General features: G+C 65.8%; 4 protein-coding genes. All 4 read right to left on the bottom strand.

Annotated features, from left to right (window positions below):
* Positions 1-337 precede the first annotated feature (337 nt).
* On the bottom strand, positions 338-2,209 hold the full coding sequence (drmB, locus tag ACFZAU_RS41425) for a DrmB family protein (protein WP_500556546.1): 1,872 nt from the start codon (positions 2,207-2,209) through the stop codon (positions 338-340).
* Positions 2,206-5,736, bottom strand: coding sequence for a DISARM system helicase DrmA (drmA, locus tag ACFZAU_RS41420; RefSeq protein ID WP_500556545.1), 3,531 nt, complete (start codon positions 5,734-5,736; stop codon positions 2,206-2,208). Before drmA ends, drmB begins: the two co-directional genes overlap by 4 nt.
* Positions 5,737-5,806: 70 nt before the next feature.
* Positions 5,807-9,919 carry a DNA methyltransferase gene (locus ACFZAU_RS41415; protein ID WP_500556544.1) on the bottom strand — a complete coding sequence of 1,371 codons (4,113 nt, stop codon included), beginning with the start codon at positions 9,917-9,919 and terminating at the stop codon, positions 5,807-5,809.
* Entirely contained in the window at positions 9,919-13,206 is a 3,288-nt protein-coding gene (drmD, locus tag ACFZAU_RS41410; RefSeq protein WP_500556543.1) for a DISARM system SNF2-like helicase DrmD, read from the bottom strand. Before drmD ends, ACFZAU_RS41415 begins: the two co-directional genes overlap by 1 nt.
* Positions 13,207-13,518: the final 312 nt, after the last annotated feature.

Here is a 13,518-nt window from a genome sequence, read left to right as displayed (position 1 = left end):
TCCAGCACCGCTGAAGCCAGGATGATCACGAGACCACCGACCGGCCCGCTTTTGATCCGCTACCCGTGGCCCTCATTTCAACCGTCGCCGACAGCTAGCGCAGATCCAGGTGGTTGGGGATGCGTTGACCTCCAGGCCGAAAGTAGCGAGGCTGCGCGCGGCCCGAGACCCGAACCGGGATGCGCGGCAATCAGACGTGCTTCGGTCCGTTCGTCTGGAGCGGCGATAGCGCGCAAAACTCTGGCCCAGGCGGCGAGGTGGGTCCCCGGGAGGCTAGCGGCGAGTTCACTGAGCACTTCGGGCAGTAGGGACGCTGCCCGGCCGGCATCGTGCCCATTCACGAGGTGAAGAACCCTCCCGATCTACCACTGAATGTCTCGACGAGCAGTTCGCGATCCAGGAAGTGGTTGCCTCGTTCACATGATGTTTCTGCCGCGAACAGGCAGGCATGGCAGGCCGCGCCATGGAGCCGGCTGTGGGCGACCGGGTCGTGGTCAGCGCACAGGGGGTCCGAACCGCACAGCCGTGCGGCCTCGAGCGCTTGGTTGATCAGCGCGCCAAGCCGGTGTTGGCCGCCGAGAGTGACCAGGCCACCTAGAGTGCCTTCGCTGTCAGGCGCCGCGGTGTAGAGCAAGATGCCGGCCATCGGGTCGTCGCCGGAGCGTGCATAGATACGTTCGCCGATGCCAGAAGCGCCGTAGCCACACTCCAGAGCGAACTCACGGATCAGGACGTGGGCGAAGGTGTGCAGCAGCAGGTAGCGGATGCCTGGCCATTCCGCGTCGGTCCGGCGCTGGGCACACCACTTTCGGTGCGCCGCCCTTAGGGTCTCGGCTCGGCGGATGACATCTGGGTTCTGTTCCCAAGCGGCAACTCGCTGCTCGTTGAAGCGCAGGAAGATGCCCTCGCCCCGGGTTTCCGCGCAGGGCACCCAGCTCGGCGCGGAGCTGGACAAGGGTGCGCGGTTCTCCTCCTGCACCGCTCCGCCGCTCGTAGCGGAACCCCATTCCGGTGCGTCGATCCGGCTGAACCCGTACAGGGCGGATACCTCGCGGAGGCGCTTGACGAGTCGCACCTGGCTGAGCCAATTGCGGTGGGTGAGCGGTACGGGTTCGTCGCTGAGGCTGAAGTCGGGGTGGTTCTGGGGACGGCCGGTGAAGGCGAGCCATTCCGGGCCGGCGATGTCCAGCGCGTTCACGTTCTCGGCGGCGCCGGGCTGCGTGCCGTCACGGTGGCGGCTGATCGCGTTCAATACCTCGTCTACGCCGAAGCGCTCGAGCTGTGGCCACATCACCTGGGTCGGCAGAACCAGGCGGGCAGTCTCACGCGGCAGGTCCGACACGACCCGCAGTCCGGCCCAGTGCTCGGTGACCGCGCTGTCTACCGGGTTCTCGGCGTGCGGAAGGGAGAAGACTCTCAGTTGCATCGCGAACCAGCCGTTGGTGGCACCCAGCGCCATGGTCCGGGTCTGTTCGGTGCAGGTCTCAAAGGTCCCCAGGTGCGGGTGCCGGCCTCGGCAGGCCGGGAGGACGAGCTCGCTGCGAGTACCGATGGCCTCGGCCATGGAACGGGCTTTCACCTCGCAGGAGCACTCGACGAAGATGTTCGCCGCCTCACCGGTGGTGCCGCGCTCGACCAGCTTCAGCGTGTGGTCCGGCCCGTGTGGTGCGCCGCGGTGGACGAAGTACATCCATGGGAAGTCGTCGAGATGACCGGCCGGGCAGGCCGAGACAAATCTTGCTGGCACCGCGGTCGGCCGCCTGCGTCCGCTCTCGCGGCAGGAGTGGACGTAGCGGGTCTGGTCGGGCGCGACACTGTTTGGCAGTAGATGAAAGAGCCCGGAGTCGGCTGGTGCGAGCCGGTTGCAGCGATTGTCGGTGCACCGCAGCCAACCGGGGAAAACCGCCACCGGCACGCCGATCCGCGACCATGCACCGCTGAAGTCGTTCGGGTCCTCTGGCGTGTACGGCGCCATTCGCAGGTTTTGGACTTGGTCGCCGAGCTTGCTCCGCACCGCCGCGAGCAGTCGTTCCTCTGGAACGATCGCGGCCTGTTCCAATGCCCATTCGTCGAGCCCGAGGACCATCACCGAAAGATTCGGTAGGTCCGCGACCGCGCCCACTCCGTAGGTGTGCAGCAGCTGGCTAGGCCTCAGTTCCCCGACGCGCAGGTCGCTCGCCGATTGCGATCCGTGCACGGCACTGGTCATGAAAGGTTTCCTTCCTGCGCGGCGCCGTCGGTGTCCAGGCTTGTGCGGGGGAGGAATGGATGGCTCTCGTGGTCGTCGGCGCTGCCTGGTGCAGGGCGCAGAATCAGCCGGATGCCTGGTTCGACCTCCCGGAGCGAGGTCGGACAGGTTGTGGGCCCCCAGGGGCCGGAGTCCGGGCTGCGGAGCAACCCCACAATGTCGTCGGCCTTGCCTTTGGCGTCGAAGGCCAGTCGGGTCGCCGGGCGTCGCTGCTGGCGCCCCCACAGGTCCAGGAGGCTGTCCAGCTCGTCACGCACACGGGTCGCGACGACGCGATCAGTGGCGACCTCGCCGGCGCGGCGTTCCAGGTAGCGGACGATGTGGTCGGCCTTGCTGCTATGGGTGTCGAAGGTCTGCGCGCCGAGATTGCCGTTATCGCCAGCCTCCAGGTTACGGGCCAGCGCCACCAGGACACCTGCCAGACCTCGGTCTATGGCTCGCTCGGCGAATGGCGTGACGGAGAGAGCTTCGACGTGCCGGTACACGGTGGCGTGGAAGTGCTCGAAGGTCTCGTAGTGGGACAGATCCCGCGGGCGGGCCCAGTTGAATACGGTGAAGACGAGGCCAGGGGCAGCCCGGCCGACGCGGCTGGTCGCCTGAATGTACTCGGCCGTGGACTTGGGCTGGTTGGCCACGACCATTACGCCGAGGCGGGAGACATCGACGCCCACAGCGATCATGTTGGTGGCCAGGAGCACGTCGATCGGGGTCAGCTTGTTCGCCCGGGGGAAGGTGTATTCCAGCTGATCGAGGATGTCCTTGATCTTCTCTGCGGTCAGGCGCGAGGTGAGTTCCTCAAGCCGCAGATCGTAGCGCCGGGCCAAGCCGCGCTCGTTGACGCGTTCCAGTCGGGTGGACACGTCGTCTTCCACTGACAGACGCATACCGCCCAGGTCGCGCAGGCTGTTGAAGTAGCCGACCAGCGTCATGTAGGGGTCGGTAACCGGGTTGCTTCCGTACTTCTTGTGCACGGTCTGAGCAGCGGCGAGGACAGCGACGTACACGCGGATCATCGTGGACTTCGTGCGTACGCCCTGCGCGCAGATCCCGATGTAGCGGCGCCCTGGATGGGAGTGGGTGGGCCGCTGCCGGGCGAAGAAACTGTCGCCGATCTCGAGGCCTTGCGGCGGGAAGACCTCGGTTCGCCGGTCGAACAGGGCATGGATCTGCCGCTCCGCACGGCGAACGGTGGCCGTCGAGGCGATCACCTTGGGCCGCGCCGTCTTGCCCGGCGCGTACTCCCAGGTGGCCAAACGGTCCACGGCAGCCTCGTACAGGCCGGTCAGGGATCCCAAGGGGCCTGAGATCAGGTGCAACTCGTCCTGGACGATCAAGTCCGGCGGACGAACCTGGGCCGCCGCGGTGAGCACCGCGGCCGGATAGCGGTCGCCCTCCGCCCGGTGGCTGGCGGCCTCCCAGTCCTCCTCTGCGATCTGCGCCGTGACATAGCCGTGGCGGGAGCAGCGCCGCGTCGCCCGCCCGAACAGAGCCTGGGTACGCCCGTTCCAGGCCAACTGCGCGAACTTGTCGACGGTCGCGATCACCAGGCTGGGTAGCACCCGGTAGATCTCCTCGTCGACCACGACGGCCGGCAGCCCCTCCCCATTCGGGTCCCCGGCGCCGAAAGGACAGGAGAACAGGTCTGGGCAGCGCAAGTAGGTGCGTCGAAAGACCTTGTCGACCTCGACGTCGCGCCCCTTCTCGATCTTTGTTCCGCACCATGGGCAACTGGTGAGCTGATAGGGGGAGCCCGAGTTCTGGCTGGGCCGGCCACTGACCCGCCGTACGTCCTTGACCCATTCATTGGCTTGGTCGGTCGTGTTCGGGGAGACCCTGCCACCGACCCACAGGCCGATTCGGAACGGCTCCGTGCCCCATCGCTTCTCGTTCGCCCGGCGCAAGACCTCGCATGCACAGATCAGCGCGGTAGCGCGCTGGAACTGCTGGATCGTCAGCAGTCGCAGGGTGTATCGCATGAGGACCGCGACTCCGTGCCGGGCGTCGAGACCACCAAGGTCCGGCCGAAGCCTGCGGATGGCCAGGGTGTAGGCGGTCAGGCCAAGGTACGCCTCAGTCTTGCCGCCACCGGTGGGGAACCACAGCAGGTCCGCCACCGCTCCGGCCCCCGTCGTGCGCTCCGGATGTGCCGGATCGGTCAGTGCGGGCAGGTTCAGCAGCAGGAACGCGAGCTGGAAGGGGCGCCAGGACCGGTTGGCTGGCTGGTCCTCGTCGAGGAACACCGCTTCGACATCGCGGGATGCGTCGCGGCGTCGTGCCGCGGCGACTCGGGTGTGGATGCGTTGCAGGTGCATCGCGCTGTTCGCAAACTGGAATGCGGCCAGGGCGTCGTTGTTCTTGAGCACCAGCTCGATGCCAGCCTCGATTCGGTCCGCGGTCCGCTTCGCGTCCGTCAGCGCCTCTTCGGCCTGGGCCCGGTACTCGTCGAGATGCTGCCCATTCTGCCCGACCCATGCCTCGGCCCGCTCGATCCATGCCCGGTACCCGGCCACCAGCGGCATCAGTCCCGCGCGCAGGTCATGTTTCTCGCACGCGGCCAGGATCTTCATGTCGACCAGCAGGTCGCCCAGTTCCGGCAAGTCCGGGTCGCTGTCCGCCGAGGGGGCATCGGTCTGCGCAATGGTGTGCTCCGGTGCGGCCTTCGTGCAAATCTCGACCGCCCTCATCGGATCGGTCTCACTGGCCGTAGCGTGTACGCCGGTGGCGTGTCCCACAGCGAACTCCGGGCTGAACCGGTACGCCATCGCCAGACGCCGCTGTTCTTCCCGGTCTGCGCCGTCTCCGCCCGAGCCAGGCTCGTGGCGGGGCAGGAACACCGCCGCGTCGTCAGCTCCATTCGCCGAGAGCTCGACCTGGAAGGCCCAGTGCAGTGCGGAGTTGGAATCGGTTTCGGTCGTGTTGACCAGGAAGAGCGTGACCAGCCAGTCATCCTCGAAACGGCGTACCCGCCCGCGCAGCACCATCTTCTCGTCCTCGGAGTCGAGGACGAGCGGCTCCACGGCACCCTCGACCAGCTTGACCGGCATGCTGCCGAAGTGCGGCTCGCGCCGCCAGATCAGCTTCTCGATATTTGGGTTCGTCGAGCGTGCGCGTACATAGCGTGCCCAGGTCCCGGTGACTTCCAGGCGGTCCGCATCGCCGCAAACGCGAGCGGTGAACCCGATCGAGGAAGGACTCAGGCTCGGTACGTTCGGCGCGTCCGCGTCCGGCGCCCCCTCGTCCGCACCAGGCAGCCTGCTGTCGCCGAGCGGGGCGTCCAATTCCTCCGGCAGGATCGTGGTGCCGTTGGGCGCGAGTCGGCCGAGTACGTACCAGTCCGTCGGCGAGTCCACAACCTCCTCCGGCTCGTCGCCTACCGGGCCGAGCAGATCCCGCACCACCAGATCAGCTAGCTCGTCCCGCACCTCGCCATGGGACGGGACAGCCAGGATCGGATCGCCCGACGACTCGGACGGCAACATGTCGCTCATGGGCCACCACGATAGGGCGCGCCACTGACAAAGTGAGCAGGTCAGCGTCAGAGCATGGTGATGGTCTGCGTTACCACAGCCCATCCCCGGGGTCATCCGATGGCTTGCTGACCGCGGTCTCCTTCGCCTTGGCAGAGCCCTTCTTGTTATGGAGGCCACGACGGACCTCATCCTCGTGGAGGGCATGGTTGAGTTCAAGCAAACGGTCGTTCATCTCAACCTGAACGCCGGGATCGACGGTCCAGCGCAGGCCGTGGACAGTCTCGTGGAAACCGTGATTCAGAACGAGCGGCGTCCAGCCGAACCGAGCAGCAAACGGGTGCTTAAGGTAGGACTCAGTAACAGCCTCATCAATCTCGACATGGATGTCCCGCAGCCTCTGGATATCGGCGTCACGGTTCGCCGGATTGTGGACCTCGTTGTAGAGATCGGTCATACCGAGCTGTGGCGTCCGCGTCAACTGGACATGGCGACGATAGGTGTCCAGTTCCTCGCCGGCAGCACGGATCCGCGGTGTGAGCTCCGGCTGCGGGAACGTATCAAACCCATCTGACGGGGTATAGCGGAGCCGCGTCTCCAAAGTTGACTCGCCCTTGACAGTCCACCAGTTGAAGTGCCAAACGCTACTCAAAATCGCAAGCATAGCCGCGTGGTCGGGAGTATAGAAGACGGCCAACGAGTTAGAATAAACCTGATCATTGCCGACGATACTGGGCAAACCATACTTACTGTGTAGCCCAATTACAAGCACTCGATCAAATTCGGCGATAGCCTTACGCATAGCCGAACGCTTTTCGCCATATTGCCACCAGCGTTGCGGCAGCGGGTTTCGAAGCTTGAAGCTTCCATCAGCCTTCCGACGCTGCCGCTCCGGACGAACCCTTTCATCAAGAATTGCAAAAACTTCCGGATACTTACGCGCTTCCCCTTCGGTCATTTCGTTGAAGTCGACCGCCCAACGCGTCGCCGACGAGTCAGGGCGACCGTTGACTTCATCATTAATTAGATAGGGGCGGACGACTTCCCTGTTTCGACTATCGGCCGCGATCAATTCCTGAGCCTCAGTCGGCTGAAGCAGGAATCCCAGGCCGGTGACCTGACAACCCACCGAGGCCTGACCCATCGAGGCAGAGAGCTTGTAAGGATTCCCCGATGCGCGGGACGGCAGGGTGAGACTCGAGGAAATCTCTCGAACGATTTGCCCCTCCAGCACGACCTTTTCAGCTGAGTCATTCGCGCCAATCCATACCAGCGAAACGTATACGCCAGCTTCGCCAGGCCATGGCTGGGATTTGACTGCGCGACCGATCTTCCACCCCTGCTCCAGGATCCGATCGAGTCCGACCTCGCGCGAGTCGGTTTGAGCAATGGTGTTAGTGGAAATAATTCCAGTGCGCCGACCGGTCGCAAGTTGAAGGTTGCGCAGCATGAAGTACGTACACAGATCTGCACGCCCGCCTGCCGTATTTCCGTCAGCGATTACCTGGCCGATGTAACTCAAGCTATCCTTACCAATACGAGCACTGGTCTGCACGCCACCCGAAAAGGGCGGGTTCCCTACTACTGCATCAAATCGGTGATCGCCTCGCAGGGGTTCCGCGGTGATCTCTGGGAATTCTAGTGGCCAGTGCAGCGGGCGCAGGGGCGTGGTGCGCGGCCCGTCATGGGGGCCGAGGAGCCAGCCGTCGATGACCGTGCGGGCCTCGGCTGCCGCGTGGCCGTCGCCCAGCAGTGCTCGTTCGACGAGGCCGGCGATGAAAGCTAGACGGTCGTTATAGGCGTTATCTGACTTGGTTGTGGCAGTAGACAGTTTCGCTGCCACCACGGCGTCCGCAGCGAGCCGCAACTGTTCAGTCAACGACTCGGCCTCAGCGAGTTTTGTTGCTTTCTCCCGCGCGTCACGGATGTCGAAGACCTCGTGATCCTCAATGTCCCGGCGCAGTTCTGCCGCCCGTGACAGCAATGGGCCAATGACCTTGTCGATCTCATCGGTGAGGCGGGCGTCCATCCGACCCTCGGCAGGTGCGAGGTGGAAGGTTTCGATCTGGTCCGCAGTGAGGCAGCCGATGAGGGAGTCCCCGCAGCGCAGGGCGTGGTCGACGAAGTTGAAGGGACGTCCCTTCGCCAGGGTGACCAGCCAGAGCGAGAGCTTGGCAAGTTCTACTGCCATCTCGTCGCTGTCGACGCCATACAGGCAGCGGTCAGCAACCACGCGGCGGGCTTCGAGGAGCAAGGCTTCGCGGTCCTCAACGCGCTCGCCCAGACGAGCGGCGACCGTGTCCGGTACCCCGTCGCGGTCCCATGCCTCGACAACGCGTTCGGACAAGTATCGGCATGCGGAGACCAGGAAGGCTCCGGAACCCATCGCGGGGTCGAGGATCTTGAGTGCCAGGAGCTCCGAGGCCGGCCGCACCTGCCATTCTGGCGGCTGAGTCCCATCGGCGGGCCGTGGGAGGCCGTCGGGAGAGCCGGGAGAGAAGCAGAGCGGATCGAGGGTGTGGAGCACGATCTCTTCAGCCAGAGCGCGCGGGGTGTAGTGGGTGCCGGAGTCGCGTCGGTCTCCGACCTGGGTGACGATGACCGTTCCCTTGGGATGAACGACCGGCTCGTCGCGCAGGTCGGGCCGCAGCAGGCCGAAGAACGGCCTGACGCGGGTGGCGAGTTCGGGGTCGGTGTCGCAGGCCGCGTCGAGCTTACCGATCTCTTCCCCGGTTGGTTCAGTCGCCAGTGCGGTGGTGAACTGCTTGTCTGTCAGTCCGGCGAGCTTGGTTACCTCGGTCTGAAGGCGTCCGGTGGCGTGCCAGGTTTCGAGGTCGGCGAGTTTAGCGGCGATGCTGGTCTTGCCCTTGAGTCCGAGGTGGGTCTCGTTGAGACGGACAGCGGAATGTTCGAGGAGACCTTCGTAGACGTGGCCGATTTGCTCGACGTCGAGGCCCTTGTAGGAGAGGCGTTCCGTCGAGGCGACTTTGCCGGCCGGGGTGGTGCGCTTGAGCTTGATCAGCGCGTCGAGCATGGCGAAGACGACGCGGTCGGTGACCTTCAGCCGTTCCAGCCACGGAAACCGGGTCGGGTCGAACAGTGATCCGCCGTATGCGGGGATCCACATCTCCGGGTGGCGGGCGCCGCCATGGATGGCGCGGAAGGTGGCGAGCAGGGTGGGCCAGGCGGCCTGCCAGCGGTCGGCGATGGCGGCGTCGTCTTGGTCGAGGCGGTCGTAAAGTTTGGTGACCGAGTAGGAGTCTGCGTACAGCTCGTCGTCAGCGGGCAGCAGTGCTTGCTCTTCCGCGTAGAGGAGGAAGACGATGCGCATCATGACAGTCAGGGCGGCGCGGTAGACGGTACGTGGGGCGATATCCGCCAGCACCGTTCCGTCAGTCTCGCGGTCGAGGCGGGAGAGCTCGGCGACGAGGAGTTCGACTGCCGCGCGTACCTGCTGGCCGAGGGTCTTGGTGACGGCAGTGGTGTCCTCCGCGGTGCGAAGAAACAGGGAGGCCAGGGAGTCGGTGGCCTTGCCGTCGCGGTCCTTTGGCGCGATCGCGGCGCAGCGGACTCCTACCAGTGAGACAAAAGCCCGTAGTAGCAGCGGTTCTTCGGACCAGATGTCGGCGTCGAAGACCGCGACGGAGGTCGGCGCGGAGGGCCGGGCGTGAACCAGGACCCACAGGCGTCCGTTGGTGAGCAGCGCTAGGGGGACGGCACGCCGTCGGCACAGTTCGGCGGCTTGCTCGGCCAGTGACGGCAGGCCCTTGCGAGCGCGGGTGAGGGTTTCGCCCCAGGGGCGGCGGTAGATCAGGGCGCGTTCGGCTGCGCCGGGCAGGCCAGTGGTGGGGTCGGCGGGGCCCATCAGCAGTGCGTCGGGGGCAATGCCAGGGCTTTCAGCCAGTTCGCGTGGCAGCATCGAGCCTTGGCGCAGTGCCTGGCCCCGGTAGTCGAGCAATTCTTCCAGGACCAGGTTCTGCCAGGCCGAGCACAGGGTCGCTGGCTCGGCTCGGAGCTCGGCCCACGCCTGCCGGAGGCGGGCGCGCAGCGGGGTTTCGACGACGTCGAGGCCCTCTGAGAACGCCTCGGTGAGGATCTTCGCGCTCAGGAAGGGGCCGTCCGGGCGCAGGAGGTTGAGCCACTCACCGTGCTGTTCGATCGGGGTCTGCTGCTTGGCCTTCGAGGTGCGGGGGCGTGCTGGCATCAGTGGCCTGCCTGGTGTGCAGTGGCGCCTACGGTCAAGGAGGCGGGGACGAGGAAGGTGATTGCGACGGGGAAGCGGCGGGCGACCGGGTCGGCGTAGCGGTGGCGCAGGGCGGCAGCCTCGGATTCGCGCTGTGCGGGGATGGCCTTGAGGCGTGCTTCAAGCTCCGCGTGGTCCTTCTTGAGTTGCTCGCGTTCAGGGTCGGGAGCGAGCAGGGAGATCTGCTGCCACTGCGGGCTGGAGCCCAGGGATTCGCGGATGTTGCGTTCCAGTTCGGTCAGCACCGTCTGCATCGCCTCGACGTCCTCCTCGCAGCGCTTGGCCAGGGTCTTGCCCTGCTTGCGTGCGATCTTGTTGGACTCGGTGGCCAGCGCCTTGCCGAGTGGCGTCTCCAGCGCTCCCCACAGTCCGGCGAGCCGATCGAGGAGTTCAGGCGGCGGTGCGTCCTGTGATGCGGCGGCGAGCCAGTGCTCCAGGACGTCGGGGTTCTTCTCCACGGTCAGCTTGCCGTGCTCGATCTGTCCGCCGGCCACGGCGATCTGCTCGTGCAGGCGCACCCCGCGGTTTCCGGTGATCACGACGCGGCCGTGTGCAATCACCGCCGGGTTGCGCAGAAGGTCGCCGGGAACGATGCGGGCGGTGACGCGGGTCAGGCGAGTGCCATGCTCGCCCTGGGACCATAGTTCGGCGCGCAGCAGACGCAGGCACCGGTCGACCAGGCGGTGGTTGAGGTGCATGAGCACGACGTCGGTGCGTCCGGCGTAGTCCTGGTCGAAGGTGACGGGGCGTTCCTTGCCGCTCACTGGGTGTCGCAGTCCGTCGTTGCGGGCCTGCGCCCACTCGCCCTTCAGGTCAGGGAGCCTGAAGCAGCGTGCCATGACTCCCTTGGGCGGCGGGGTGTCGATCAGGTCCTTGTTGTGGGCCAGGCGCAGCGCAGTACGTACCACCCGCTCGATCGTCTGCGGGTTCAGGTTGAGTTCAGTCCGGGTCCTGGTGAGCTGCTCTTGGGCTTGTTGCAGGTCGTGTGCCAGATTCCGTTCGATCTTCAGTACGGCCTTGCCGGCTCGGCGCTGGATCTCCCGGTCGGTGGTCTGCCAGCTGGATCGCCGGCCGAGCATCTTCTGCTCGACCTGGCTGGCGATCACGTCTCCGGCGCTGCCGAGGTCGGTGCGGATCTGTTCGACCTTGCGGACCGCGATGCCGAGGAAGGCCATCGCGTCCTCGAGGGTGCCCTCGTTGAATCCGGTGTCTTCCTGGCGCTGCCGGTCCCATCCCTGGGGGACGAAGTGCACAATATCGACCTTCGCGGCGGTCTGACCGTGCCGGTCCACTCGGCCGTTGCGCTGCTCTAGGCGGTTGGGGTTCCATGGAATTTCCCAGTGCAGTACGCGATGGCAGTGGTTCTGCAGGTTGATGCCTTCACTCGCGGAGTCGGTGGCGAGCAGGATCCGCATTGGGTCGACGTCCAGGTCGTCCTGGAAGACGTTCTTGACGCGTTCGCGTTCATCGAGGTCTTGGCCGCCGTAGAGCTGGGCGATGGCCTCACGCGGTACACCGGCACCGATCAGCCGCTCGTACAGCCAGCGCTGTGTGTCGCGGTACTCGGTGAACACGATGACCCGCTCGCCGTCCCAGCGGCCCTGCACACCGCCGCCGCCGGTCTCGTTGCGCTGCACAATGCCGCGCAGCCAGCCGAGGAACGCAGTGAATTTTCCGTCCGCCTTGTCCGAGTGGCGCAGCCCCCAGTCGCGGAGTTCCTCCAGCAGGGTCTTCTCGGCAGGCGAGAGCGGTGGGATGAACCGGCGGGCGGTGGTGAGGGCCTCCTGCGCTGCCTCCTCGAAGGCGGTGTCGTCCTCTGCCGTCTCATCCAGCTGCTCGATCATCTTGACGAGGACCTTCTCCAGCGCCGTGTACGTGCCGGAGCCGCCGTTACGCCCGGGCTCATCCTGCCGTTCCCGGGCGAGCATCGTCTGCAGGTGGGTGTCCACCGTGTTGGCGAAGGCCTTCGGACTGGACAGGAAGCGGCGCTTGAGGAGCGTGACGACGAAGTCCGCGGCGCGGCTCGGCGCCATGCCCGCCAGCGCAAGCTGCCCGTTGATCGCCTCTCGGCGGGATTGCGCGTACTGGTCGAGCTTCGCGTAAGCCTCGCGGGTGGCGGCGTCGTAGGCGACTTCCAGGGGATGGTCCAGGTCGCGCACTGGGAAGCGCGGGCTGCCGTCCCACTTCGGGGGAAGGTCTCGCTTCAGCCTGCGCACCATCACCTGCGCCTTGGCCTCTTCCGAGGGCTTCAGCGTGCGGGCGAACCTGTGGCTGTCGAGCAGTGCCAGCAGTGCGGTGAAGGATTCCAGGTAACCGTTGTGGGGGGTGGCGGAAAGGAACAGCCGGTGCTCGGTGTGCGGGGCCAGCGTCTTGATCGCGTCCGTGCGCTGAGAGTCGACCGCGTACTTCCCAGAACCCGAGGGCGCGCAGGTGTGCACCTCGTCGACTACGAGCAAATCAAAGGTCCGCGGATACTGGGGCACCGGCGGCAGGATCGAGCGCAGCAGCGCCAGGGGCCGCTCGCGCTTGAGCCAGTCAATCGAAACGATCAGCCGCGGGTAGTGCGTCCACGGGTTCGCGTACAGGCTGCGTGAGCGTCGCAGCTCCTTCAGCAGCTCCGTATTCACGATCTTGAAGGAGAGGCCGAATTTGTCCCGCATCTCGTCGCGCCATTGCAGGGTGAGCGACGCCGGGCACACGATCAGCATCGTTCGGGCCCGGTGCCGCAACATGAGTTCCTGCATCACCAGGCCGGCCTCGATGGTCTTGCCAAGGCCGACGTCATCCGCGATCAGCAGGTTCGTCCGGGGCATCTGCAGCGCCCGCACCACCGGGTCAAGCTGGTAGTCCTCCGGCTTGACTCCGGAACGGAATGGGGCCTGCAGCAGCGTCTTGTCCGCTGTTGCCACCGAGCCCCAGCGGACCGCATCCAGGAAGGCGTCCAGCTTTGCCGGGTCGTCGAACCCGTTCGCCGGAGACGGCAGAGCGTGCTGCTCACGAGCGGTGGCGCCGGGCTCCAGCTCCCACAGGACGCGAAGTTCCTCGTCGCCGGCGTCGCCGTCCACGGACACCAAAGAGACAAGGTGCTGCGCCTCGGCAAGCAGCGGGCTGCCCGGCTGCTCGACCGCGATCGAAGAACGCTCCACCGCCGTGGCCACCCACTGTCGGTTGCGTACCGTGACCAGCTGGCCCACGGTCGGCACCACAGCGTCGTGGGTGAACACGTCCGCCTCGTCTTCGACACTCACCTGTGCCAACTTTCGCTCTTGGACCGCCTGTCGTTCCTGGTGAATCCTGTCACGAGCCACAGTGTTGTCCCAGATCCCGGGCGGCGGTGAACGGAGCTGGGGCTGAGCCTCACTGAGGTTTCCCCTGACCTTTTGAACAACGTGCACGGGTCAAGCCTCGAGCGCCGCACGTTGCCTGGGCCTACCACCGGGATCACGTCTCATGCCAGGCCTCCCGCTAGAGCGTGTCGTCAAACGATCTTGCCTGGTGGATCATGGTCTGGTGATACGTCGCCATGAACTGTCGGACGCCGAGTGGGAGTTCGTGCGGTC

The sequence above is a fragment of the Streptomyces sp. NPDC008238 genome, assembly GCF_042956445.1.
GTDB lineage: Bacteria > Actinomycetota > Actinomycetes > Streptomycetales > Streptomycetaceae > Actinacidiphila.
The sequence above is the reverse complement of the archived record's forward strand: the minus strand, read 5'-3'. Positions and strand labels throughout refer to the sequence as shown.

Bases quoted from the DNA above. Each gene is read 5' to 3' on its own strand.
- drmB (WP_500556546.1), bottom strand. From the start codon at position 2,209: ATGACCAGTGCCGTGCACGGATCGCAATCGGCGAGCGACCTGCGCGTC.
- drmA (WP_500556545.1), bottom strand. From the start codon at position 5,736: ATGAGCGACATGTTGCCGTCCGAGTCGTCGGGCGATCCGATCCTGGCT.
- ACFZAU_RS41415 (WP_500556544.1), bottom strand. From the start codon at position 9,919: ATGCCAGCACGCCCCCGCACCTCGAAGGCCAAGCAGCAGACCCCGATC.